The 26,273-nt window shown below is 47.0% G+C and carries 21 protein-coding genes and 1 other annotated feature; of the genes, 4 read left to right on the forward strand and 17 right to left on the reverse strand.

Features of this window, described 5'->3' with window-relative positions:
• Positions 1 to 60: 60 nt before the first annotated feature.
• From MHB56_RS10860 to MHB56_RS10895, 8 genes are all read right to left on the reverse strand, one after another.
• Positions 61 to 402, reverse strand: coding sequence for a 4Fe-4S binding protein (locus tag MHB56_RS10860; protein ID WP_076128745.1), 342 nt, complete (start codon positions 400 to 402; stop codon positions 61 to 63).
• Positions 399 to 2,009 carry an FAD-binding protein gene (locus tag MHB56_RS10865; protein WP_341143564.1) on the reverse strand — a complete coding sequence of 537 codons (1,611 nt, stop codon included), beginning with the start codon at positions 2,007 to 2,009 and terminating at the stop codon, positions 399 to 401. The genes MHB56_RS10860 and MHB56_RS10865 overlap by 4 nt, the downstream gene beginning before the upstream one ends.
• 158 nt (positions 2,010 to 2,167) lie before the next feature.
• Positions 2,168 to 3,232, reverse strand: a complete 1,065-nt coding sequence (locus MHB56_RS10870) for an ABC transporter substrate-binding protein (RefSeq protein ID WP_076282670.1) — start codon at positions 3,230 to 3,232, stop codon at positions 2,168 to 2,170.
• Between the two features lie 47 nt (positions 3,233 to 3,279).
• Positions 3,280 to 3,612 carry a 4Fe-4S dicluster domain-containing protein gene (locus tag MHB56_RS10875; protein WP_076307272.1) on the reverse strand — a complete coding sequence of 111 codons (333 nt, stop codon included), beginning with the start codon at positions 3,610 to 3,612 and terminating at the stop codon, positions 3,280 to 3,282.
• Positions 3,609 to 5,216: an FAD-dependent oxidoreductase gene (locus MHB56_RS10880; protein WP_036680291.1), complete on the reverse strand. Its 1,608-nt coding sequence runs from the start codon at positions 5,214 to 5,216 to the stop codon at positions 3,609 to 3,611. Before MHB56_RS10880 ends, MHB56_RS10875 begins: the two co-directional genes overlap by 4 nt.
• Positions 5,217 to 5,240: 24 nt before the next feature.
• Positions 5,241 to 6,128, reverse strand: a complete 888-nt coding sequence (locus tag MHB56_RS10885) for an ABC transporter permease (RefSeq protein ID WP_341143565.1) — start codon at positions 6,126 to 6,128, stop codon at positions 5,241 to 5,243.
• Positions 6,129 to 6,163: 35 nt separating this feature from the next.
• Complete coding sequence (locus MHB56_RS10890) at positions 6,164 to 6,967, reverse strand: ABC transporter permease (protein WP_076128755.1); 804 nt, start codon at positions 6,965 to 6,967, stop codon at positions 6,164 to 6,166.
• A gap of 106 nt (positions 6,968 to 7,073) precedes the next feature.
• Positions 7,074 to 7,850, reverse strand: coding sequence for an ABC transporter ATP-binding protein (locus MHB56_RS10895; RefSeq protein WP_036680296.1), 777 nt, complete (start codon positions 7,848 to 7,850; stop codon positions 7,074 to 7,076).
• Between the two features lie 327 nt (positions 7,851 to 8,177).
• Between MHB56_RS10895 and MHB56_RS10900 the strand changes: the two genes are divergently transcribed.
• The gene (locus tag MHB56_RS10900; RefSeq protein ID WP_341143566.1) at positions 8,178 to 11,381 is read left to right on the forward strand and encodes an S-layer homology domain-containing protein; all 3,204 of its coding nucleotides are present in this window, start codon (positions 8,178 to 8,180) and stop codon (positions 11,379 to 11,381) included.
• A 432-nt stretch (positions 11,382 to 11,813) separates the two neighbouring features.
• Here MHB56_RS10900 and MHB56_RS10905 read toward each other — a convergent pair whose 3' ends face one another.
• The 3 genes from MHB56_RS10905 to MHB56_RS10915 form a co-directional block, all read right to left on the reverse strand.
• A complete protein-coding gene (locus MHB56_RS10905) occupies positions 11,814 to 11,993 on the reverse strand; it encodes a hypothetical protein (RefSeq protein WP_341143567.1) in 180 nt (59 codons plus the stop codon).
• A gap of 63 nt (positions 11,994 to 12,056) precedes the next feature.
• A complete protein-coding gene (locus tag MHB56_RS10910) occupies positions 12,057 to 13,340 on the reverse strand; it encodes an ArsB/NhaD family transporter (protein ID WP_036680299.1) in 1,284 nt (427 codons plus the stop codon).
• A 164-nt stretch (positions 13,341 to 13,504) separates the two neighbouring features.
• Positions 13,505 to 14,857, reverse strand: coding sequence for an outer membrane protein assembly factor BamB family protein (locus tag MHB56_RS10915; RefSeq protein ID WP_341143568.1), 1,353 nt, complete (start codon positions 14,855 to 14,857; stop codon positions 13,505 to 13,507).
• A gap of 246 nt (positions 14,858 to 15,103) precedes the next feature.
• On the opposite strand from MHB56_RS10915, the gene MHB56_RS10920 reads away from it, so the two are divergent.
• Positions 15,104 to 16,189 (forward strand): LLM class flavin-dependent oxidoreductase, encoded by a 1,086-nt coding sequence (locus MHB56_RS10920; protein ID WP_076303105.1) that lies wholly within the window; start codon positions 15,104 to 15,106, stop codon positions 16,187 to 16,189.
• A 60-nt stretch (positions 16,190 to 16,249) separates the two neighbouring features.
• Here the strand turns inward: MHB56_RS10920 and MHB56_RS10925 are convergent, their stop codons facing one another.
• Complete coding sequence (locus MHB56_RS10925; RefSeq protein WP_036680302.1) at positions 16,250 to 16,489, reverse strand: hypothetical protein; 240 nt, start codon at positions 16,487 to 16,489, stop codon at positions 16,250 to 16,252.
• Positions 16,486 to 17,493, reverse strand: a complete 1,008-nt coding sequence (locus MHB56_RS10930) for a TIR domain-containing protein (RefSeq protein WP_175617364.1) — start codon at positions 17,491 to 17,493, stop codon at positions 16,486 to 16,488. The genes MHB56_RS10925 and MHB56_RS10930 overlap by 4 nt, the downstream gene beginning before the upstream one ends.
• A 149-nt stretch (positions 17,494 to 17,642) precedes the next feature.
• On the opposite strand from MHB56_RS10930, the gene MHB56_RS10935 reads away from it, so the two are divergent.
• Positions 17,643 to 18,791, forward strand: a complete 1,149-nt coding sequence (locus tag MHB56_RS10935; protein WP_076303106.1) for an N-acetylmuramoyl-L-alanine amidase — start codon at positions 17,643 to 17,645, stop codon at positions 18,789 to 18,791.
• Between the two features lie 94 nt (positions 18,792 to 18,885).
• On the opposite strand, the gene MHB56_RS10940 is transcribed toward MHB56_RS10935, so the two are convergent.
• The 4 genes from MHB56_RS10940 to MHB56_RS10955 all read right to left on the reverse strand — a co-directional run bounded on the left by MHB56_RS10940 (position 18,886) and on the right by MHB56_RS10955 (position 24,917).
• Positions 18,886 to 20,178 carry an Nramp family divalent metal transporter gene (locus MHB56_RS10940; RefSeq protein WP_076303107.1) on the reverse strand — a complete coding sequence of 431 codons (1,293 nt, stop codon included), beginning with the start codon at positions 20,176 to 20,178 and terminating at the stop codon, positions 18,886 to 18,888.
• A gap of 205 nt (positions 20,179 to 20,383) precedes the next feature.
• Complete coding sequence (locus MHB56_RS10945; protein WP_341143569.1) at positions 20,384 to 22,063, reverse strand: glutamine--tRNA ligase/YqeY domain fusion protein; 1,680 nt, start codon at positions 22,061 to 22,063, stop codon at positions 20,384 to 20,386.
• A gap of 81 nt (positions 22,064 to 22,144) precedes the next feature.
• Positions 22,145 to 22,405: a binding site (T-box leader), on the reverse strand.
• 45 nt (positions 22,406 to 22,450) lie between these two features.
• Positions 22,451 to 24,007: an SAM-dependent methyltransferase gene (locus tag MHB56_RS10950; protein WP_076280271.1), complete on the reverse strand. Its 1,557-nt coding sequence runs from the start codon at positions 24,005 to 24,007 to the stop codon at positions 22,451 to 22,453.
• Positions 24,008 to 24,062: 55 nt separating this feature from the next.
• Positions 24,063 to 24,917 (reverse strand): copper amine oxidase N-terminal domain-containing protein, encoded by an 855-nt coding sequence (locus MHB56_RS10955; protein ID WP_076128771.1) that lies wholly within the window; start codon positions 24,915 to 24,917, stop codon positions 24,063 to 24,065.
• A gap of 164 nt (positions 24,918 to 25,081) precedes the next feature.
• Here MHB56_RS10955 and MHB56_RS10960 point away from each other — a divergent pair, with 164 nt between their 5' ends.
• Complete coding sequence (locus MHB56_RS10960; protein ID WP_076303110.1) at positions 25,082 to 26,266, forward strand: oxalate decarboxylase family bicupin; 1,185 nt, start codon at positions 25,082 to 25,084, stop codon at positions 26,264 to 26,266.
• Positions 26,267 to 26,273: the final 7 nt, after the last annotated feature.

The following is a 26,273-nucleotide window of genomic DNA, read 5'->3' on the forward strand; positions in this document are numbered from 1 at the left end:
AATATATGAAATATCCGCCCAGCTTTCGGGCGGATTTTTTGGGTTTAAGCATCTGCTTAATCATGTTCGGTACTGCTCGGTAAACACTTCAAAATAAGGAGTCGTGTCCCTCTCCGCCATCGAACCATTCGCACCAGGTCCCCAGCCGATTTCAGCACGCCAGCTTCCCAACACACCTGACTGAATCAGCACCTCCTCATTTACACCGATCAGCTGATCCGCCTGTGGTGCCACGTATAAAGCATCTACAGGACAATAAGCTTCACACATGAAACAGGTCTGGCAATCTTCCTGACGGGCAATGACCGGAATCTTCCCCTGCATTTCGAATACGTTCGTCGGACATACTTTCGTACACAGCTTACAACCAACACAACGCTCCAAGCTGATTAATTCGATCATATCGCTTGCCCCTCCTTCGGCGCATTCAGTTCATGAGCATGGGGCACAGCCTCTGTACTGACGCTTATATGTTGAATACCGGATAAGATCAGCCGGTGAGTCTGGCGCGGATCAAGCTCCGGATATTCCGCTAGCTTTTGCAGTCCGCGGGTCTCTTTCCGGGCGAGTGCCGCGGTGTACATCCACCTGCCGACCGCGAGCATAGCCGCGGCTTCACGTGATTGCACGATGCCCTGAACGCTGGCAGGAGCCTGCCCGTTCAAATAGGGCATCAAGGCATTCAGCCGCTTCAAGGCTGAAGAAATGCCCGGCTCGCTGCGGAAATAATTGATCTGCAGCGGCAAGATTTCACGCTGGATTGCCGCGATTAGCGGCTTCACCTCCAGCGTTTCCGAGGCATCGGCGCCAGCCGCCAGCCCGTAGCGTCCCGCTGCGGTCAGCTTGCGGCTGTTCGCCTGTCCTCGGCAGGACAGCGCATGCTGCGCGGCTCCCTGTCCAGCCCAGCTTCCGCTGCACATGGCCCAGGAAGCGTTATAAGCCCCGCCGCCGGAGATGGCGCCGGTCACTTTCTCGCGAGATGCGGCATCTCCGGCCGCATAGAGTCCGGGCACGGTCGTCTGGCAATCCGTACCGCTCAAGCGCAGACCCCCAGTGCCGCGCATCGTGCCCTCATAGCGCAGGGTAAGCGGGAATTTCTGCTTAAACGCATCAATTCCCGCCCGCTCCAGCGGCATGAAGAAAATTGGATGCGCTTTGCGCAGAAAATCCTGTTTCTCCGCGGTGTCCGCCAGATCCAGCGAAGCGTAAACCGGACCCTTCAGCATCAGCTCAGGAATGCTGCCAAAGGTCCGATCCCCTCTATGCAACGGATGACCGTCCGCATCATAAAGGGTGGCCCAAGCCAGCATGCGGCCACGTGTTACGGTTCCGTCCGCAAAGCTTGGGGCGTATTGGCGGCTGAATTCCATACCCGAAAGATCAGCACCCACCTCTGCGGACATCAACAATCCTTCCCCTGTCAGCACGTTGCAACCAAGGCCTTTGCTGAGAAAAGCACAGCCGCCGGTAGCCATCACAACGGCATTAGCCTTCACTTCCCAGGACTCTCCTGTCAGGCGGTTGATCCCACGCGCTCCACCGACACCGTGTTCATCGTGAAGAAGTTCCAGCGCTGGTGACTGATCGAGGATTGTGACCCCTGCTTTGCGCACAACTTTTCGCATAATCCGCATATATTCTGGTCCATGGAGGTGAGTGCGCAGTGAGTTTCCTTCTCCATCCTTCGGAAAGGGATACCCCCACTGCTCCACTTGAGCCAGGTTCTGTTCGACCTGATCCAACACCCGGTGAATCCAAGCATTCTCCGACAAATATCCGCCGGCCTTAAGTCTGGCCTGCACTGCCTGCTCCCGCAGCTCGGCAATGGGAGGGATAACGAGCAACGTTGTTCCTCCAGGTGCAGTTGCGCCACTAGTGCCCAAGTAGCCCTTATCCGCCAGGACTACCTTTGCACCTTGCGAGGCTGCACTCCATGCCGACCACGCCCCAGCAGGACCTCCGCCAAGCACGAGGACATCCACTGTCATTTCCTTCTTAAGCTGCGACATATTTTTTCCTCCTACACCATTAGCTGAGTTAGTTGAACTTAAAAATCACTAAAGGGAGGAGTGGCGGAGAGGCGGCCGAAAGTCCAAACATTCACCGCAGTCACTCAATTACCTTTACAGAAGAATCTTAAGTTCAATTAAAGCAACCTTTAAGCAACTTATTTCAGCTGCCAATCGCTAATATTGAAGTCTTTTTTCGCTAACTTCTCTTCGACGAGGAAGTTTTTGGTACCGTCCAGCAGCTTTGTTCCTTCATCAGTGAACGCAGTATCCTTGATATCACTAATCGGATTCACTTGCTTCGCCAGCTCAGGCGTTGTATCTCCGATTTCAGCCAGAAATTGATAATACTCATCTTCATGCTGCTTCAAGTCTGCCAAGGCTTTCTCTCTAGCTTCGTTCCATACCTTCGGAAAATCAGGGAATTTCGCCAGATAATCCTCAGACACAACTGTTGCGCTAGAACCAAGCAGGTTCGGGTGCTTCGAGGCATCATCCAAGTGAGTGTAACCTTGGTCAATCAGCTTCAGCGCAGGAACACCTAGATTTGTTGTAGCATCTACATCTCCACGGGCTAAAGCTGCAGTAGCATCAGGAATGAGCATATGCACGAGTTTGTAGTCGGTCACGCCTTCTTCCTGTAGTAATCCAACTACATAACGGTGCATGAAGGAGCCTTTTTGAATCGCGATAGTTTTACCTTGCAGATCTTTCACCGTCTTGGGCCCATCCTTCTTGCCGATCAAATAACCAATCGTGTTCGCGGAAGATTGTGAAATCAGACGGGTCTTGGCTCCAGAAGCGTAGGCAATAATAGCAGGTGTATCTCCAAGGCTGCCGATATCCAGCCGACCACTAATCAAGGATTCTGTCTGATCCGGACCGTTTGGAAAGCCAGTAAGCTTCACTTCAGTAATGCCGTATTTCTTCAACTCTTCTTGAATAATCCCTTTATAAAAGCCCCAACCCTCTGCACCGCCGGGCACATTCAATTTGTTGGAACCGATAAACCCAAAGTTCAATACCGCTGGAACATTGCTCGTGCTCGTGGCCCCTTCTCCCGCCTTCTCCGTATTTGATCCCCCGGAGGCAGATGCTCCATTGCCGCCCGTATTATTTCCGCAAGCCTGAAGCACCAGCATGGCCATCATAATTGTAGTTAAAAGTGCAAACCGAATCTTCCTAGAACGTTTCCCTTGAATCTCTCTGTACGCTTGTTTCATTGTTTCTCCCCCTAGGTTTATGCTATTTATTTAAATCTTGATCCAGCTCAGAACCCTGCCCTCGACGCCAATTTATACATAAAGTCATGGCTTGCCACCGGCTGCCTGCCCTTACCCCAGCCTACTTTTTCACGATAACCGCCAAGTAGTTTCTGCTCCTGAAGTTCCGCTTCTGTCACACCAATAATATTCTCAGAGTCTGGTGCAACGTAGAGAGCATCGACAGGACAATACAGCTCACACATAAAGCAAGTCTGGCAATCACTCTGCCGGGCAATAACAGGAATGCCATCCTCTACCCGTTCGAAAACATTAGTCGGGCAGACAGATACACATTGGTTGCACTCTACACATCTGGCAGCGCTGATCACCTCAATCACGATAGAACACCCTCCTTAGCCACGGCTTCCGTCTTCACCCATACCTGATCTAATCCGCCACTGATCAAGCGGTGATGCTGGCCATGATCTGTAGCCTTGAAATCCTCACGCTTATGCATGCCTCTCGTCTCTGTACGAGCAAGTGCAGAATTGTACATCCAGCGGGCTGTTGCGGTCATGGCTTCGGCTTCCCGTGCCTTGACCCCTTCTGGCGTACGCTGAATTTCGCGGCTTCGTTGCTCTTTCCACAATCCATCCAGACGATCTAGTGCAGACGTCAGCCCTTGTTCTGTCCGGAACAAATTGATATCATACGGCTTCACCTCAGCCTGTACAGCAGACACATACTCTGCTGTTTGGGCTGCCACTCCCGGCTTCACTTCCTGATGCACCAGTGGTGATGATGATAAGCCGACTGGACTACGCTGCGCAGCGTGCGACCCCAGACTCTGTGCATAGACAGCAGCTCCTTCACCAGCAAAAGAACCTGAAGACATCGCCCACGCCGCATTATGGCTGCCACCGCCAGTAAAACCTCCGCAAATCAGCTCGCGGGTAGCAGCATCTCCTGCCGCGTAAAGTCCGGGAACACCTGTGCCGCAGCTTTCATCTGTAATATGGATGCCACCCGTCCCCCGAACCGTGCCTTCGAGCCGCAAAGTAACCGGAAACGCATCCTTGAACGGATCAATTCCCTGGCGGTCAAAAGGAAGGAAAAAGTTCGTCTGCGCCACCCGCAGCAGCGGTCTTAAATCCTCTGGTGCCCCATCCAGCTTGGCGTACACCTGATTACCTGCCAACAGATTCCGGGCAATTACAGAACGGCCTTTCTTGGAACCGGCTCCCTCCACAATGCTTCCATCCTCATAATAAAAGCTGGCATAGCTGTAATACGCCGTCTTGGTCACCGAAGAGAACGTAGGGCAGATCGCATAGGCATTGGAGAATTCCATGCCGGACAGATTCGCCCCAGCCTCAGCAGCGAAGAGATAACCATCTCCGGTCAACACGTTGCAGCCAAGTGCCTTGCTTAGGAAGGCGCAGCCTCCGGTAGCAATAACGACTGCTCCTGCCTGAACAGTCCAGGTTTCTCCACTCTGGGTATGAACTCCAGCCGCTCCAGCTACGCCATGCTCATCTGCCAGGAGTTCCAAGGCTGGGCTGTGATCTAGAATTTTAACGCCTGCCTTTTTCACCAGCCTACGCATTAATTTCATATATTCCGGTCCTTGCAGACTTCTTCGGAATTGATTGCCCTGCTCATCTACAGGGAATGGATAACCGGAAACACCCAGCTTGTTCATATTGGCATAGGTTTGATCCAGCACCCGGTCCATCCAGCGAGATTCAGCCAGCTGCCCGCCAAGCGCATAACGACTTGCTTTTGCCTCTTTCCGGAGCTTCTCATCCGGCTTCACATACCAGACTCCCGTTCCCGACGGTGCCGTTGCCCCACTTGAACCGCAGTACCCTTTATCTGCAAGGATTACTTTGGCCCCCTTCGCTGATGCAGTAAGGGCTGCCCACGTTCCTGCCGGACCTCCTCCGATAACGAGCACGTCTGCCACCAAATTCACCGATCCTTTTTTCACCGATCCACTCATATGTTTAAGACCTCCTCAGTTTGTTTAGCCTTCGTAACTATCGCGCCAGAACAGGAACTTTCGTTCAATAATCCGGAACAAGGAATCGATCAGCTTACCGACAATTGCGAAAATAATAATGCCTACGAATACAACCTCTGTATTAGAGTTCTGCTTCGCTTCATTGATAAGAAACCCAATACCTGACTGTGATCCAATAAGCTCTGCTACAACCAAACCAATCCAAGCTACAGCCAGCGACAACCTTAGCCCTAACAAAATTCCAGGCAGCGCCGCCGGGAGTATAAGCCTGCGCAGCTTCTGATATGGACTGAATCCCAATACACGAGCTACTTCGAACAATTTATTGTCCACATTGCGGATGCCCATAAACGTATTAATATAGAGCGGAAAAAATGAGCCTGTCATAATGATCACAACTTTTGACATCTCTCCAAACCCGAACCAGAGAATAATGAGCGGCGCTATAGCTAAATGGGGAACAAGCCTAAGCACTTGTACGCTAGGATCGAGCACATATTCTACACTGCGAAACAAGCCAGTCAGTACGCCGAATAGAAGACCCAACACACCTCCAATAAGAAATCCGATGCCCGCCCTACCCATGCTGACACCCAGATGATGAGTTAACTCTCCAGTAACCAACAAGTCGGTAAAAGCTCTTGCAATCGAAAGCGGAGTCGGCAAAAAGGTTGCTGAGACCAGCCCCGTACTCCCTGCCAGCTGCCAAAGGACTAACGTCACCACCGGGATAATTGCACCCATTCCCCAATCAGAGAGCAGGGGTTTCCATGCAACTTGTATTGCAGGTTTCTTCGGTGTCTTCTTGGATAAAGGAGCTGTGCCGCTGCTATCCAGCGTTTCTCTGGCTCTTTTAGTATTTTTGATAATAGCTTCTACTACATCGCTCATGGTGCATCCCCCTTTTGTTTAATGAGCGTTCAAGGTTATCCGCGATAACTGTCTTGCCATCTCAACAACCGTCGTTCAATGTAACGAACAATGGAATCACTCAACAATCCAGCTACGGCAAAAATAATAATTCCCACGAACACCACTGGTGTGTCCGCGAATTGACGCGCGTCGGACATCATGTATCCAATGCCTGAGGTAGATGCAATAAGCTCTGCCACTACTAACCCCAGCCAAGAAAGCCCTAGAGAGAGACGCACTCCAAGAATAATGTTCGGCAGCGCTGCTGGAAGTACTAACCTGCCAATCTGCTTCAATCGGCTGAAGCCAAGTACCCGGGAAACTTCGAACAGCTTGTTATCCACGCCGCGAATTCCCATGAACGTATTGATATAAAGCGGGAAAAAAGCTCCCTTAGCTATCAATAGCACCTTCGACTCCTCACCGATCCCGAACCATAAAATGAACAGCGGTACTACCGCCAGACTGGGAATCATGCGGATCATTTGCAGGGAAGGATCTAACAGCTTCTCCGATCTGCGGAACAGGCCTACGAGAAGTCCTAACAGCAGACCCAGTCCACCACCTAGCAGGAATCCAGAAAAGGCTCTGACCAAGCTGATTCTAAAGTTCGGCCACAGATCGCCTGAAGCCGCTAAAGTTACAAAAGATTCCGCAATCGTATACGGCGTAGGGAACAGCATCTCCGAGATCATTCCATAATGCCCGAGCGTCTGCCACAGAATTAGCACACTGCCCGGCAGCAAAAGACCAAGTCCTAGTGTTGCCACCTTTCCGGGTCTTCCGGAAGTTCTTATGACTACAGCCCGATTTGTCATACTTTGAACCCACCTTTTTTCAGCTTTACAATCACTTTAATTAAACAGAAAGAGACCCTCGAATGTTAATGCCTTCGAAAGTCTCCATGGGTATGGTCGACCTATTTTATATTCCGGCTCCGTCTGTAAGCTCTAGCTCATCTACCTTTTCAAAATAATTCAACACCTTCAAACGCAGCTCTTGAAAGGATGTCGTTGTTTTTTTTCGTGGATACGGTAAATCTATCGGTACAATTTTACGTATTTTCCCGGGACGCGGCTCTAGAATCACTACCCGATTCCCCAAGAACACAGCCTCATCAATATCATGTGTCACAAAAATCATGGTTGTTTGGTTAGCCCGCCAAATGTCCAGCAATACCGTCTGCATATGAGCCCGAGTGAATGCATCCAGTGCACCAAACGGTTCGTCCAGCAGCAGTATTTTCGGATTGCGCAGAAGTGCACGAGCTATTGCCACCCGCTGGGCCATCCCTCCCGACAACTCGCGGGGATAAGATTTCTCAAATCCATTTAACTTCACCAGATCAATCAATTCATCGACCTTCCGCCTAACCTCCTTGTTCCCTAGCGGTAAATCAGAGGCAATATTCTTCTCAACGGTAAGCCAGGGAAAGAGGCGATGCTCCTGAAAAATAAAACCCTTATCGATCCCAGGACCCCCAATCTCCGCCCCTTCCAGGGTGACACTGCCAGTGTACCCGCTATCCAGACCGGCTACGATGCGTAATAGTGTACTTTTTCCACAGCCGCTGGGGCCGATGACTGTAATAAATTCGCCCTCCTGTACATGGAGATCTACATTATGGAGTGCTTGAACATGACCACCGGCAGACTCAAAACGTTTATTTAGGTTCGAAATAGAAAGCAACGCTTCTCCCACCTTGACCCCTCCTTTAATCTGTATGGACAAAAAAACAGAGGCATTGCGTTTTTAACATTCGCAATACCTCTGTAGGAACAGTCGGCAATCATTATTCAAAGTAAATCAATTGGAATTATAATATTTAAAATATCATCGATTTTATAAGCTGTCAACAAAAAACAAGCCCTTTTATGGAATAGAAGTGGAGTTATTTCTAGTTCATAAGTTAGAAAAGCAATGAATTTAATCACTTTCAGTAGGATGAAAGTATTAAAAAACTTTGCTTTTGCGTCGATATAATGAAGTAAGCTTATGACAAATTGGTTCTAAGGAAGGGGCTTTTGCTTGAAAAGCATATCATTAAAATGGGGAGCAACACTTGTTGCCCTTAACACCTTGTTCGGTGGTACTCTCTATGCATCTGCAGCTGAAATCACTCCACCGTTCTCCGATTTAACCGAAATACAACAGACGAAAAGTGCCGCAATCCTCGAGGCTGCTCGTCTAGGATTGCTTAAAGGCGATCCCAATGGACAATTCAGACCCACTGCGACTATGACTCGCCAAGAGCTGGCAGCCATTTTAGCGAAGACCTTAAAGCTAGATTCCTCAGTGAATTCCGCTTCTTCCTTTAGAGACGTATCTGATTCCAGTTGGAGTGTCTCCGCTATTGAGGCTGTTAAAAAGGCAGGATTTATGGAGGGTGATCTTACAGGTAATTTTAATCCATCCAGACCTGTAACTAGGGAAGAGCTTGCAGTTATATTTGTACGTGCCATCCGCGGAACTGGAGCACAAGGCGGACAAGCCAACAAGGTTAATGACGAATCCACAATCAGCAATTGGGCAAAAGAGTATACTGATGTCGCACTACGTCTTAAACTTATAGACTCTCCCGAAGATATGTTCAGCCCCAAAGGTACTGTTCAGCGGCAGGATATGGCTTCTTTTCTGCTGAATATTTTTAAAGAAGAACAACAAACTGCAACGATCGACAATATAGATGGAGATTTCGTAACGATCAATGGCACGCCTTACCTCATTGAAGGTACACTCAAAGAATTAATGGGTGATAGCAACCATGATGCTTTAAGAGGAGCTGTCCTTAAGTTCAATTCCTTGAATCGTCATGTAGATGGTTTGCAAGAGCTTGAAATTGTACAAAAAGGGGTTCAACTAAATACCTCCGGCTTTCCCTCCGGTTCTTTGCTCAATATTTCTGGAAATGATGTTGTTATTAAAGGTAATGTTACCGGTGATCTAAAGATTAAAAATGGCGTTTCGAGTATAACTTTTCAGGGCCAAATTGGGCAGATCATTGTGGACTCTATAACTCCAGTTACTATTCATGGCAGCGGTCCCCTGCAAACCTTAAAAATAGTCGAAGGCGGCGCTAGGATCACCATCGATCCCTCCTTGTCTATTCAAAATCTGCAGTTGCCTGGCAACAGTCTGCCTTCACATTTCATAACAAATTACACAGCCATTCAAGATAATATCCAAAAGGTTCAAAATGCATCAGGAGCCGTTGCTCCTGCATATACTTCGTCCACGTCTGCTAACTCCGTGAGCGATCCGACTCCTGAGCCTACTCCCGTTGCGACTCCTAGTCCTTCTCCGGCGCCGACTCCGAGCCCTACTCCCGTAGCGACTCCTAGTCCTTCTCCGGTCGCGACTCCTAGCCCTACTCCGGTGACGACTCCGAGCCCTACTCCCGTAGTGACTCCTAGTCCTACTCCCGTAGTGACTCCTAGTCCTACTCCGGTGGCGACTCCTAGTCCTACTCCGGTGACGACTCCTGAGCCTACTCCGGTGATGACTCCTGAGCCTACTCCGGTGACGACTCCTGAGCCTACTCCGGCGCCTACTCCTGAGCCTACTCCGGTCGCGACTCCTAGTCCTTCTCCGGTCGCGACTCCGAGCCCTACTCCGGTGACGACTCCGAGCCCTACTCCCGTAGCGACTCCTGAGCCTACTCCGGCGCCTACTCCTGAGCCTACTCCCGTAGCGACTCCTAGTCCTACTCCGGTGACGACTCCTAGTCCTACTCCGGTCGCGACTCCTAGCCCTACTCCGGTGACGACTCCTGAGCCTACTCCGGCGCCGACTCCTGAGCCTACTCCCGTGGCGACTCCTAGTCCTACTCCGGTCGCGACTCCTAGTCCTACTCCGGTGACGACTCCTGAGCCTACTCCGGTGGCGACTCCTAGCCCTACTCCGGCGCCTACTCCGGTGAACCATGCACCAGTCGTGCAAAATAATATTGATCCAATATCTGCTCTGATCACAAGTGGTGTCCAAAACGTCGACATCAGTAATGTGTTCATTGATCCGGACGGCGACCCGCTTACATTCGCAGCTGCATCCTCTGACGCTAGCGTTGCCACTGTATCTGTAAATGGGAATCATCTCAACCTTGTGCCGGTCGATTCAGGCACAGCCATGATTACAATAACAGCAATGGACGGCCAAGGTGGCGTTAACACTGCTACTTTTGCATTCACTGTAACGTCTAATCAGCCACCAATTGCGATATCTGGAATCACTACTCAACTCTTAACACCAGGTATCACTGCACCACGTACATTTGATCTGGCCCAGCTTTTTCAAGATCCCGACAATGACATGCTTACTTATTCAGCTTCTATAGATAACGTAAATGCTGGTACACTTAGCCTTAATGGCAACACTCTGACGATAACTCCGGCAGCTAATAGTTCAGTTAGTGGTTTAGTGACCCTCACAGCAACGGATGATAAAGGAGGTTCAGCTACCTCAACTTTCACCTTGATTACAGCCCAGCTTGTAAACAACGGCTTTGTGCCAATAACCACCAAGCAAGGTGTATCCAATATTTCCTTCGATATTTCCAAGCTGATTCCTAATCAGAGTCAATTTAAAGTGTATACAGAAAGCAGCACAGGTTCATTGAGCGGACCTGCAACTCTGAATGGAGCTATATGGAATGGTCCTACAAGTCCAGGAACGGTATGGATAGTAGGTTCTGATGGCAAAGCGGTTGTATTATCTATAAGCGTGGCTTCACAGGGTACCTCTGAGCTATTCTTCTCAGAGTATCTGGACGGCGGTGACGGCAGAATCGCAGTTGAGCTGTACTATAAAGGAAATGGTAATCCCGCAGGAAAAGCAGAAGGTTACACCCTTGAAGTTCACCAATTTATGAAAGCCACCCAAACCAAACAGGTTTATTCCCGGCCATTATTCCCTGTACCTGTAGCAATGCCGTATATGTTTATAGATTCTACTTTTGGGGACGCATTTGATTTAATGAATATCTCCTATTACAATGATGAACTGAGTCTATATAATCCAAAAACATATAATATTACAGCATTAGTACTAAAGAAAAACGGCCAAATCGTGGATGTTCTCGGTGACCCTACCTCTACTCAGCAATTCCTCTCCACAGGTGGAACTATTGTCCGTAAATCTGGTATATACACTGGATCACAGCAGTATTCACTTGAGGGCGAGTGGAATCAATATTCCAAAGGAACTTACCAGTATTTTGGAAGCCATATTCCTTAAACAGCCCTTTCTAATGTAAAAAACAAGCAGGCAGTGAGCCTCCAGATATTGGAGAAACACTGCCTGCTTGTTTATCTGCATTGCGTAGGGTTAAGTCGACTTTGGGTAAACCTCGGAATAACTCCTCCGCATCCCCTCCCGTATATTTTAATTACCGAATCTAAACCCAATCTTTGATTTAGTTGCATTCTGTACACTTATTTCGTATAAAAAAGGGATTGTCCTGAATATAACTGTATTCTATACAATTAAAATCCAGAAAAACCACCTTTAGCTGAGGAAATCATGAAAATAAGTGTACTGAATACAGCTATTTTTTGGGGACAATTTATTCGATGAGTTATAACTGTACAAAATACACTTATATGCTCCCACCGTTACTCCAACCTATGTCTACCACTTCAAAATCTGCATTTTGCCTCCACTTGTTACTTATACTTCTGCATCTACTTCCACTACTTCCTCAACTTCCGCTACTTCCTCTACTCCCACTACTTCCTCTACTCCCTCTACTCCCACTACTTCCTCTACTTCCTCTACTTCCACCACTTCCACTACTTCCACTACTTCCACTACTTCCACTACTTCCACTACTTCTTCTACTTCCTCCACAACTTCTACCGTTTCAAAATATCACTTCAAGCATATCGCTCCCCCGGCTCTTAGCAACGCTGCTTACATCAGATATCTTAAATATAAATACACGCTGGAGATCACAATGGATAACAGCATTAAAGGAAATCCGACCTTCAAATACTTCATGAATGTAATCGGGTACCCCTCTTTTCCTGCCAAACCTGCTACGATCAAATTAGCACTCGCACCAATCAATGTGCCATTGCCACCCAGACAAGCGCCTAAGGCCAAACTCCACCATAACGGCTCCAAATTGCTGATCCCCATATTGCCCATCTCCTGAATCAGCGGGATCATAGTTGCTACAAAAGGGATATTATCCAGAAATGCCGAGGTAATGGCGCTGACCCATAAAATCATCATTGAGCTCATCAGCACATCACCATTCGTTATTTCAATCGCTTTTGCTGCCAGCTCTGCAATCACACCTGTCTCTACAAGCCCTGACACCAACACGAACAGTCCGATAAAAAAGAAGATCGTAATCCATTCTACGCTGTGAAAAGCTTTTTCCAGCATATGTTCCCCTCCGGTCAGCAGCAGCAGTAAAAATGCACCAGCCAGTGCAACCGTAGCGGACTCCAAATGTAACGCCTGATGTAAAAAGAACCCGGCAATCGTAATTGCCAGTACGATCAAACATTTTCGCAGCAGCTTATGATCCGTAATCATAACCTTCTCATCCATGTCCATGATGCTCTGCTGCAGTTCAGGTGTAGTTTTAATTTGTTTACCGAACATCAATAACAGCAGCGGGATATACGCCAAAACAATGATGATAATCACGGGTGTCAGATTGCTAATAAAAGCCATGAAGGTCAGCTCCTTAACCGCACTGCCAATCATGATATTAGGCGGGTCTCCGATCAAGGTTGCCGTTCCGCCTACATTAGATGCGATAATTTGTGACATCAAAAAAGGCAGCGGATGTATGCGCAGTTGTCTTGTAATACTGAAGGTGACTGGCACCATAAGCAGCACTGTCGTCACATTATCCAAAAAGGCTGAAGCCACTGCGGTAATCACAAACAAAGCAATCAGTATTCTCTTCGGCTTCCCCTTCGCCAACTTAGCTGATTTCACAGCTGCGTATTTAAAGAGCCCCGTCTCTGCGGTAATCCCTACAATCATCATCATCCCTACAAGCAATCCTATAGTATTAAAATCGATGTGCTGCAGTGCCGTCTCCTGATCCACAATGCCCATCGCTATCATGACGATAGCTCCTAACATCGCCAGAATGGTACGGTGAATCTTTTCGGAAATAATAAGTCCATAAATCAGCAGAAAAATGCCTATCGCCCAAACCGCTTGCTGTTCCATAATATCCCTCGGTCCTTCTATGTAATTTCGTTAACTTATAGTCTACTCATCCTATAACCTTATTATCATAAAATAGATTTGTATTTTTCGCACTGGGTTTGTGGAATCATTCCACTAAAAAACGACTCTGCCGGATGTTTATCGGAGAGCCGTTGTGGATTCGATTATTTCATTTTCAGAGCCTGAGGCTCCTTGAAAACAGTTAACTTCCCTTTACTCTGCACAATAATCATCCCATCCTCCAGCAAGGTTGGGCCGAATACTCTACCTGATGTTTTGAGCTGCACGATCGGTTTGGCGGTAATTAGATCAATAGCAACCAATTTCCCATCGGTCTGGGCAACATACATGCCATGTCCGAGCAGATCGAAGCGGGCAATCGGATTGCTGATTCCTCCGTACTGGAACACAGATTTATTAGACATTTTAACACCATAGATGCTCTGTTCGTTACTAAAAAGAATTCTTCCATCATAAGGACCCGCCGCGTAGGATAACTTAGCTCCGATGGATTCATACGAATAATTATCTCGTGTTACGGCAGCTGGATCAACATTTACTGGGTAGCCATAGACTCCTTTTTGTCCCCCAATATATATCCTGTCCCCAATGATCCAGGCTCTGCCTCCGCTAGTCATATATTCTTCTTCTGGTTTCGGATGATTAGGATCTATATGAGCGGGGTTATACTCTACAGCCTTTACAAGCTTACCTGTCTTCACATCCAAATGATCGAGTGTCGTCAAAGGAAGAGGGTCTACCAATGTAGCTTCCCGTTGTGAGATAAGCGTAGTCCCATCTGCTGCAATCGGAAGACTATGATTACCACTATTCCAAAGCTCTTTACCTGTTGTTCGATCAAACGCATGTAAAATGTCATACGTATATGCTCCGGATTCTGAGTTTTGAGCTAGCACCAGATTCCCCTCAACCATAAATGGTTCAAACAGCATTTCGCTGAAATTATCGCGCCACTGCAACTTGCCATCTTTCAGATTGTAGGCTTGAATATCGCCATTAGCAGCAAATAGCTGCTCTTTATCAATTACCAATTTACTAACACCTTTACTGGTCGCCGATGAGCTCCATTTATTTTTGCCCGTAGCCGCGTTAACTGCATAGATCGTACCTGCCTCCGAAGTGACGTAAGCCACGCCATCCTGATAGAGCAGCGGCGTTTTTAATTTGGAGCCGTATTTCCACATTACTTTTCCAGTCTGGACGTTAATCGCTAAAAGCTGACCCTTTTGAAGGATAAAAGCTTTGCCCGCGCCAACTGCAACAACACCCTTACCCATGATATAATCCGACGGTACATCTTTCAAAGCTGGCAAATCCATTGTTGTTGACCATTCAACCTTCGCAGCAGGCAGGTTTGCATAGTAATCATCACCATTCGAGCCTATAAAAGAGGTGTGTGGATCAACCGCAGCTGCTTGTACCGGATTTACCATAAGCAATACCCCTAAACCAATAACTGCAGTACGAAGATAAGATTTCAATATTGTTCCTCTCACCACCAGACTCCTCCTCATATAAGTAACTGCCTCATTTGGATAGCTTCTTAAAATCAAATATAATAGTATTGGACGAGCAGGACATAACCATTATGGATTATTATTCCATTTTGTCAAAAACAACAGAAGAAATCAAAACATTTACTCACAAACTTACATTTTGTAAGTCATTGTGTTATAATAATCACATTCCTCCATACACGGACAGGCTTTAGCAAATATATGAATAACAAGGGGTTTGTGAGCATGAGTAACGAAGCAACCGCAGCACCAGCATCCGATTTTGAATTTGGTATCTATACCTTAGGAGACATCGTAGCGGATTGTCATACAGGGAAGAAGATCAGTCCAAAACAACGTCTCGACGAAGTTGTAGCTGCAGCTAAGCTGGCAGATGAGGCGGGACTTGATGTATTTGGTGTAGGTGAGCATCATCGTCTTGATTTTGTAATTTCTTCGGTGCCAGTGGTGCTGGCTGCCATTTCTCAGGTTACTAACAGAATTAAACTAACGAGCGCAACAACCGTATTAAGCACCATTGATCCTGTACGGGTGTTCGAGGATTTCGCCACACTTGATTTGCTGTCGAATGGACGTGCAGAGATTATTGCGGGGCGTGGTGCTTTTGTGGAGTCTTTTCCGCTCTTCGGGTATGAGCTTGAAGATTATCACCGTCTATTCTCCGAGAACATCAATTTACTCTTGGAGCTTAACAAACATGAAGTTATGAACTGGGAGGGCTCCTTCCGTTCATCGCTGAAGGATTCGGAGATTGCTCCACGTCCATTGCAAGAGAATCTTCCGCTCTGGATTGGTGTAGGCGGTTCTCCAGAAAGTGCGGAGAAGGCCGGGATGCTCGGGACCGGAATGGCTATCGCCATCCTAAGCGGCAGTCCAGAGCCTTTTCAAGAGCTTGCCGCAACCTATCGGCGTGCCGGAATTCAAGCAGGACATCCACCTGGGGATCTAAAGATTGCGATCACTAGCCACGGCTACATTGCTGAAACCTCACAGCAGGCGTTGGATGAATATTACCCTTACTACTATAGTTACCGTAACTCTATCAGTCCAAAACCGGGTCAAGAGTACAAGGTGTCTCGTGATGACTTTGGGCAATATGTATCTGCTGATAACACGATGGCTGTAGGCAGCCCGCAGCAAATTATCGAAAAAATTCTCTATCAGCATGAGCTGTTCGGTCATAGCCGCTTTATGACTCAGCTCGATATCGGCGGCCTTCCTTACGCTAAGGTAGCTAAAGCCATTGAACTTTTGGCAACAGAGGTTGCACCTGTCGTACGGCGCGAGATCGCCAAGAAGAACAGCCGTTAGAATGGAATACCAAAAAGGGGCCCTCAAGCCAACGGCTGAGGCCCCCTTTTTATAAAAAAATCACGCAAAGGATGGTTTATTATTATCTACTTTCCCGCTGATAAGCTTCTTATATTCGTCGTCTCCGCCGTCCAAAGAAGGTGCAGTATAAATCTGAGCTGAAGCTGGCTGCTGAGCAGAATGACTCGAGCCTGCTTTTCTTTTGGTGCTTTTGTCATCGCCGCCTGCACTCCTGCTCCCACCACTCGCAGATCGGAGAACAGCATCGGATAAGCTGTTAATACCTTTTATTCTCTTCATGCTGAATCCTCTCCTACTAAATGATTGATGGTACGGAATAAATCCTGATTATTCCCAACTACCGCCTTAAGATCATCTGCAGATAATCCATCACTTCCTGAGAAATGAACGGAAAGAACATACTTCTTACCTAGAGGATAGCATAGGATATATACCTCTGCAACTTCCGTGCGTTGAAAAAAAGTCCATTTACTCGATAAAAATGCATCTACCACACTAGGCTGCTTCTCATTCCCTTTCGTTACAGACAAGGGATAGGAGTGACCACGTCCGACATTCCCCCCCACCTGAACAAGTTGTTCCTTCTCTTGTGCCTGCCAGATGGCTGCACCGATTACACGACAATGCTTCGGAGGTAAAAAGGAATTGCGTATCGCCTCACTAAGTGCGTGATATTTATCTCCATTCTCGGAGATGGTCACATTACTATTATATTGCCAAAAAAAATGAAGGATACTTTCCTTGCGCCTTAAATCCATCTTTAGCTGCTCTAAATCTTTAAGCGGGTCACGGAATCTTCCACGTTCTTGAATACTATCAATAATCTTACCACAGCTCACATCCACAGCAGCCGTAGGATTATCGTGATGCACTTCATACTCTAAAGATGTAATTCCCGCTAAATCAGATAGCAGATGATATTCTTCTACATTTTCTCCAGGGATGAGATCATCACGCGCAGTTACCTGATCAGGCACTAGACAAAAAACACGGCTGCGCCGTAATCTAGCCCAAAACAAACCCATTTCAAACCCCGTATTATCGCGGGTCACATAATAATATTTACCACGGATTTTGGCGACATCATCTGGCGAGAACACAAATACGGCAAAATCGCTCTCATCCAAATTTCGCTCCAACGCCTCCATAGTGTATTCATTCGCCCGAAAAGCGTTGGCATACCAAGGATGCACTTCAGCATCCCTCTTCAGCTGCTCATGAATCGCTCTTGCATAACGTATAGACTCCCTGGAAGATCCAATGAATAGCTTTGGTTTAGTCACGGCAATGCTCCTTCATCCTCTTTCCCGATATGTAATAATTATACAAGTCTTTAGACCACCAGAAAAGAGGCCATATTCTCAAAAAATATTATTCTAAACCTCGTAAATTGGGTAATGAATTACGACTACTCTCAAAAAGCGAGGATACTATGAACAAAATGATAGGTGTCACCCTGCTCACAGCTTGCCTTTTGGGTATAGCAGCGCCACAGTCTGCTGAAGCAAAGACAGCAGCGGGAAGTTATACCGCACAGGTATATGCGAGTTCTTTAAATGTACGCGATGAACCGGCTAAGAATGCAACTGTTGTAGGATCAATTAAGAATGGGGCTCGGGTTACTGTGACTGATGAGCAGCATGGATGGTTAGAGGTTAAAGCGGGGAGCACCTCTGGCTGGGTAGCGGGTTATTACCTAAAAAAGGTGAACAGCAACTCCCTGCAATCCAGCGCTTCTGGAACGTCTATTGCTACTAAAACCAATACTGCCTCGTCAACATCAGCCAATACTTCTAGTAGAACTTCAAAGGCTACAGTCACGGCTGATTCTCTGCGCATCCGAAGTGGCCCAGGAACTCACTATAAGGTGCTCGGTTCTTTAAAAGCCAAGGATACAGTCACTCTCCTTCTTCATCAGAACGGCTGGGCTCGAATTCGCACAGTCAGCGGTGAAACCGGTTGGGTGGCAGAGCAGTATATCCGAAGTGGAAGCACATCAAGCAGTACAAGCAGCATAAGCACCGTCCAGCATAAAGGCGGACTACGAGGAAAGCTGATCGTCATCGATCCTGGTCATGGCGGCAGTGATCCGGGCATGCTTGGCACTACATATAACACCATGGAAAAAGATTTGAATCTGCATACTGCACTTTATGTCCGCGATGCTCTTGTTGCTAAAGGAGCACGGGTAGAGATGACGCGCACCCGAGACGATCAGAAGCCGACGTTAGCTCGTCGTGTTCAGATGAGCCAAGCCCTGCGTGCTGATGCTTTTGTAAGCGTTCATTATAATTCTTCACCTAAAAATGTGTCCGGAACGTTGACCTTCTTTTATTCAGAAGCGGATGATTTGAAGCTGGCGCGGGCGATTGAAACCCGACTGGGGCAAGGCATCGGTCTGAAAAGCAACGGGTTGTCCTTTGGCGATTATCACATCCTAAGGGAGAATCGGATTCCAGCTACCTTGGTTGAGCTTGGATTCCTTACCAATCCTACAGACGAGTCCATTGTCCGCAAGGCCTCCTATCAGAAAAAAGCGGCTAAAGCCATCGCTGAAGGCGTTGCGGATTATTTTAAATAACTGGCTGGAACAACACTCCAAAAAAAGCCCGACCCATGTATCTCTCAGGTATGATCTGAGGAGATCTGTGGGTTGGGCTCTTTTGACTGCTTCCTTATACGAGCATTTGATAGACCAAGAACAAGTTCAACGATACAACCAGACCGGAGATAATCCAGCCCAGAGTGGCTGTCACTTTGCGATTCACTAACCCGCCCATAATCTGGCGATTGCTTGTAAACACAACCAGCGGAATCAACGCGAACGCAATCCCAAAGGACAGGATCACCTGACTGATCACGAGTGCTTTGGTTGGATTCACACCAAAACCAATGATCGCTAGTGGCGGAATGATGGTAATCGCACGGCGCAAGTACAGGTTAATTCTTTTGTTGATGAAGCCTTGCATAACCACATCGCCAGCCATAGTCCCTACGGAGGAACTCGACAGTCCCGCAATGAGTAGTCCCAACCCAAACGAGATCGCCGTTACTGGCCCAGCTAAGTGACCAAATTGTTGAAACGCGACATCCAGATCCTCAACCACGAGACCATTTTTGAAAAACAATGCCGCGGAGACAATTACCATAGCCAGATTTACTGCACCTGCGATAATCATCGCAATAATAATATCTATAAATTCCAATTTGAAAATCTGTTTTTTCTCCGATTCATTCACCCCGACGATACGGTTCTGTGTAAGTGATGAATGCAGGTAAATCGCATGTGGCATCACGGTTGCACCTAGAATTCCTGCGGCCAATAGGATGCTGTCCACCCCTTCAAACTTAGGTGTAAACATGCCTACGGCAACTGCTCCCATATCCGGTTTAGCTACAATAACTTGAAAAGCGAAGGCTAATACGACTATAAGGATCATCGCGGCAATCCCTGCCTCTAGGGAGCGGTATCCCCGGCGTTGCAGCTCTAAGATAGCAAATGAGCCCACCGCAGTAATCAGTGCTGCTGGCAGCATGGGAATATCAAATAAGAGATATAGTCCTAATGCCGCCCCGATAAACTCTGCCAGATCCGTAGCTATAATCACTAGCTCACTTTGAATCCATAAGAAGATAGATACACTCTTCGGAAAACGATCATGAGCGATCTCAGGCAAGTTCTTGCCTGTCGCAATCCCCAGCTTGGCGGATAACGCTTGGATTAGCACAGCCATTAGATTAGAGGCCACGATCACCCACAATAAGAGATATCCATATTTGGAGCCCGCCGTAATATTGGTGGCAAAATTACCTGGATCCAGATAAGCAACAGCAGCGATAAAAGCTGGGCCTAGAAAAGGAAGTAATCGTTTAATCCCTTTGATCTCCCCGTTAAGTACGGCTTGTGCTGAAACCGAGTTCTTATGTTGTTTTATATGTGGTTGTTCTACTAAAGTTTGTTCGAGCATTTCAATTCCTCCTCTTGCCCTGAAAAAGTTGTCTATATACACGAAAGTTTCCCCTGTGCAACTTATATTTAAAGTATATGCTTATTTCTGAAAAATGTAAACATGTTTCATATGGAATTTTCATTTGCTTGTTCACCAACGACTAGGCACAAAAAAAGCTGGACGATGATCAGGAATTACCCGATCTTCGCCCAGCTTAAGCTGCTTATGAATTTTTCTTCCATGTGTCCTTGAGCGGTACTATCCGGTTCAGCACCAGCTTATCTGCTGTGGTATACTTCTTATCCACACAGAAAAATCCGTGCCGGATCAATTGAAATTTATCTTCTGGCCTTGCGTTGCCCATTGATGGCTCCAGCAAACAATCCTTCAGGATCGTTAAGGAATCTGGATTAAGATACTCGTCCCAGCGCTCACCGTCTTCTTTAGGACCGTCGTTATCTTTCAGCAGACGCTCATATAGATGAACATCAGCCTTGATAGCATGGTCTGCCGATACCCAGTGAATGGTCGCCTTAACCTTCCGTTCATTAAACCCGCTTCCGCTCTTCGTTCTCGGATCATAGGTGCAGCGAAGCTCTAGGATTTCTCCGGTAACTTCATCCTTGATTACTTCATTGCATTTTATGAAATAAGCACCCTTTAGCCTTACTTCATTCCCCATAGTAAGCCTGTGATAACCTTTTAGCGGCTCCTCCATGAAATCTTCTTGTTCAATATAAAGGGTTCGTGAAAAAGGAACCTCTCTTTCTCCAAGTGACTTATCTTCACTGTTATTCTCAATCGTCAGCCCTTCATTATGATCCTCAGGATAATTAGTAATGACCACTTTTAAAGGCTTAAGAACAGCCATCACACTTGGAACCTTTGCCTTCAAATCTTGTCTAAGCGCATGCTCTAACATGGCAATATCCACAATGGTGCTATTTCTGACAAAGCCAATTTCCTTCACAAAATTCCGGATACTCTCCGGCGTAAAACCTCTTCTGCGTAAACCGCGAAGCGTAGGAAGTCTCGGGTCATCCCAGCCATCCACATAATGGCCTGTAACCAGCTGTCTGATATACCGTTTACTCGTCACAACTCCGGTGATGTTCACCCGTCCAAACTCTCTTTGCTTAGGAGCCTTAGGGATATCCAGCTCCTTCAATACCCACTCATAGAGCGGCCGATGATCCTTAAATTCAATCGAGCATAAGGAATACGTAATCCCTTCGATAGCATCTTGTATAGGATGGGCAAAATCATACATCGGATAGATACACCATTCGTTACCCGTTCTATAATGCTCCGCATGAATGATTCTGTAAAGCACCGGATCACGTAAGTTGATATTAGGTGAGCTCATATCTATTTTAGCCCGCAACACTCTGGCTCCCGTTGGATAATCTCCAGCTTTCATCTCCGTAAACAACCGTAAATTCTCTTCCACAGAACGCTCCCGGAACGGGCTGTTTTTTCCCGGCTCCGTAAGCGTCCCTCTATAGGCTGTCACCTCTTCAGGTGATAAATCACAGACATACGCCTTTCCTTTTCGGATTAACGTAACTGCGCTATTGTATATTTTCTCAGAATAGTCTGATCCATAAAAAATATAGTCCGGTGGATAGCCCATCCATTGAATATCTTCGATGATGGCATTTACATACTCCAGATCCTCTTTTAAAGGATTGGTGTCATCAAAGCGCAAATGGAACTTCCCGCCATACTTTTTCGCAGTCGTATAGTTCGTATGAATAGCATACGCACTGCCAATGTGCAGATACCCGTTAGGCTCCGGTGGAAATCTCGTGCAAATATCTCTACTGTAAGTCCCTGCTTCCAGCTCTTCTTGAATCAATCTGTCGATGTAACTCTCTGCTAATACTTCCGGTTCCTCGTTCATTGGTGTTACCTCCTGTTTATAAGTGATATCCGCCTGCTTAATCTGCAAAATAAAAAGAACCTCACCTCCAAGACTTATGGTCTTGGGGACGAAATTCTCGCGGTACCACCCCAGGTTCATTAATATGTCGCCATATTAATCTCATCAAGTACGGCAAAACATCTTGCGCAGTGCTTATACTCTAGCTCTATAACAGGAGCTCCCGTCATACCATCCCCTTAGTCCGGTTCCGATATGCCGCTCAGAGGCTTGTTTCGATAAAATCTCCCTTACCCTGTTCTCATCATCCAGGGCTCTCTGTGAAGGAATGATTTCATGTACTCTTCTCGTCATCGCGTTTGATTATTTTGTATAGGATACCAAAAAGATAACCCTATGTAAATGTGCTTATTCCCCGCTAAGCGCCGTTAGGAGCTCCAATACTACTTCATTGTCAGGCTCTGCAGCCAAAGCTCTACGCGCGTATTCCAATGCAGCAGCTTCAGCTCCTAGCTCATAGTTACAGATTGCCATGCTATACAGCACTGATGCCAATGGTTCTTCCGTACTCGCATGCATGGAGCGTTCTAAGTAACCCAATGCTTCCGCGAATTTATCCATTTCATACAGCAGCAACCCCGCATCTAGCGACAGATCATAACTCTGTTCCATCGGATAATAGCCCGTCCACATCAACTGTATACCTCGCTGTAGATCCAGCATTTCTTCATCACTGGCACCCGGCAGCAGCTCCGAAATCTGTTCAGCGCTATGGATAAACCATTCAGCATCATACCCACCCAAACGCCAAAAGGCCAAAATTTGCTGCAGCCCCATCGTATCTAATTGCTGATCCATCCATTCCTTCATACTAAAGAAATCATCCGGGCCAAAACGTTCTATAAACCGCTTGTAACCCAGCCGAGTGTTTGTATAGCTCAGCGGTGTTGGTAGCATAAGAATACAGCCGATGTTCAGGTTTTTATAGTGATGACTGGTGAATATTGAATGCGCCCCTTTTTGTTTCAGCACATGCTCTATCGCATGATAATTCGCGGTCAAAGAGAAGCTTCCGTGATGAATCAGCAATGGAGGTTCTGCAAATTCCCAGTTCTCTAAGCGATGGTCTCCCTTATCCGCTGTAAGCAGCACGAATCCCTCTGTAGAGAGCCGCGCAAGCCGCTCCAGACAAGTAAGCCCCACCACCGGAAAGAGTATATGTGAATCCTCCAGCTTCTGCTGATAAAGCGTTATAACGTCATGATAGGGATAAGTCTCCTCTTCATAACTAGCCGCACGCCGATAATGGTACTGCGGGATGATTTTGCCGAGCGCATCGGAGGGGTTATCCGGATCAACTTCCGCCGAATACTGGATCGAAACCTCACATTCATATATTTTTCCTTCATCCACATAAATTAATTCTTGCGGAATGCTGTCAAAAAAATAATTTGCCACAATCACCAATGGCTGCTGTAAATCACCCGGCCGAATGCTGAGCTTAGCGTGTACTAAATGTAGTTCTACATCCTGCACAGCATCAAAACGAGCGAAGTCCAAAATACCCTGCTCTACGTAAGGAAGTAGGCTCGGGTGCTGCTGCCAGCTGGATATATTTTTGGAAGGCAAATCACTCATCACATAACGAAAAGGAGGAAGAGGAATATCTGCGTAGTCTACGATTTCACATAACTTTTTAAGCACATGGAAGGCTAACCGGCCTGCTCCCGCTCCAAGTTCTAGAATCGTAACGGTCTCTGAGAGATGCCCTTGTCCAGCCCGGTCTTGCAGAAATCCAAAGATCATCTCTGCGTATGCTGTCGCAATCATAGGGTTACTCGTGATGTACTGCGGGACCTGATCATTATTCCAAGCCTTTAATCCCTGCTCTTCATAATATGTTCGTTGCAATTCCCAAATCGGTGCTTCGCTGAAGCGATATTGCTGTTCTTTGTTACCTGTCATCTGTTTCTTTACCCGCTCTCTGTCTAGCTTGTTGGAATAATCTATAGCAATTGCCTTATTGCGCTCTCAATGTGCGTGACCTGAAAATGACGTATTCAGCCTCTGTTGGAATGGTAACGGAAAATGATAATAATGCCGCCTTGGAGGTTGAGGAATCAGGTCCTTTCAACGTTTGATAAAAAGAATTCCCTTTACTGTCCACACTCACCAGCTCTAATTCCGCGTTTCCTTTGGGGATGATGAATCCGGAGGTATTTTGCACGCCTAAGGTTAATCTATATTCTTTCCCGGATTGAGCCTGCGTTAGCATAGTAGGATATAACGGATACGGATGTGCTGTCGTTTCGAGTGGATAAGGAGCAAGCGCACGATCTGCCTCAGGCTTCACCCATTCCTCCCCTTTTCTGGCTCCAATGCCAAGGGTTAATTTATTCACATTATTAAATTGCACTTCCCAGCGAAAAGACTTAAGCCCTTCTAAAATGGGAGACGCCGGAACAAACAGAGTGCCATCCTTTATCTCTGGAGCAACGCCTAATGAATCTACGGTCTCCCCATTAAAATCTGCCTCTAGCTGCCCTGCTTTAATATTTCCTACCGATCGGTCCAGCAGTGAAACAGTAATACTCTTGCTCAGAGCGTCATAGAGCAAATCTGCGCCAATCGCATTGGAGAAGGCTCGAATCGGCACCATTAATTTACCTGCTTTGAAATAAGGGGCGAGTTTACCTGGAAAAAGCACGTAATATCCCCCGTATGACAGTGGCATTACCTGTGTCCCTAACTGGACAGCTGCCGACACCGATGTAGGTGTAACCGCAGATCCCGCGGCGAACATAATCACTAATAGACCTATTACGTAAGCTTTTATTTTCCCTAATCGTTGTAAGGACTCCTTGATGTGAATCATCACAAACCCCTCTCCAGTTCATCTAGAACCTTAGCCTCTATTAGTAATAATCAATGATGACCCTACACATGTCAACTTGTACCACTTCTGCTATCCATCATAAAAGACAGCATTCCGCATATATTTTCATTGAACGCTTTAGGAACAAGAAAGGAGAACATCTTATGACTTCTGCTGGACAGGATTCGGCAAACAAAACAAACATCCCCCAGCCCATCCGAAGCGATGGCACAGGGGGATTAGATAAAGGACCCCGCGATGTTATGCGGGATCTTGAGAATCCGGATATGTTCGTTCCTCCGGTGACTGATGCGGGCCTGGTTCCCAATTTGAAATTTTCTTTCTCCGATGCGCATATGCAGCTTAATCATGGTGGCTGGTCCAGAGAAGTAACCGTCAGAGAACTCCCTATCGCAACTACACTGGCAGGTGTGAATATGAGCCTGACCCCCGGTGGAGTACGAGAGCTTCACTGGCATCAGCAAGCGGAATGGTCTTATATGCTGTTAGGCCGCGCCCGGATTACTGCTGTGGATCAGAATGGACGGAACTTTATAGCAGATGTAGGACCTGGTGATCTATGGTATTTTCCGCCGGGTATTCCTCACTCTATACAAGGACTTGAAGAAGGCTGCGAATTCCTCCTAGTCTTTGACGACGGGAGCTTCTCCGATCTGAATACCTTGTCTATTTCCGATTGGTTCGCCCATACGCCTAAAGAGGTACTTTCAGCTAACTTTGGAATACCTGCTGAGGCCTTTGACTCCATCCCCACTGAACAAGTCTATATTTATCAGGATCAAGTTCCCGGCTCATTACAAAGCCAAAAGGTGCAATCGCCATATGGAGAAATTCCACAGAGCTTCAAACATTCGCTGTTAGCACAGCCTCCATTAAAGACTCCTGGAGGGAGCGTCAGAATCGTTGACTCCAGCAACTTTCCGATCTCTAAGACCGTAGCTGCTGCACTGGTAGAGATTGAACCAGGAGGAATGAGAGAACTCCACTGGCACCCCAACAACGATGAGTGGCAATATTATCTTACCGGAAAAGGACGAATGACTGTGTTTGCCGGAAACGGCGCAGCACGTACCTTTAATTACAGGGCAGGCGATGTTGGGTATGTTCCTTTTGCATTTGGACATTATATTCAGAATACAGGAGAAGAATCGTTGTGGTTCCTCGAAATGTTCAAAAGTGACCGTTTTGCCGACGTCTCTCTGAACCAATGGATGGCTCTCACTCCCCATGAATTGGTTCAAAGTAATTTGAACGTTGGGCCCGAAGTGATCAATGCCTTACGGAAAGTGAAATGGCCCGTGGTGAAATACCCTAAGTTAAAAGAATAGGTTACTT

Origin of the sequence: Paenibacillus sp. FSL H8-0315 (genome assembly GCF_038005365.1) — a bacterium.
Taxonomy (GTDB): domain Bacteria; phylum Bacillota; class Bacilli; order Paenibacillales; family Paenibacillaceae; genus Paenibacillus_AQ; species Paenibacillus_AQ odorifer.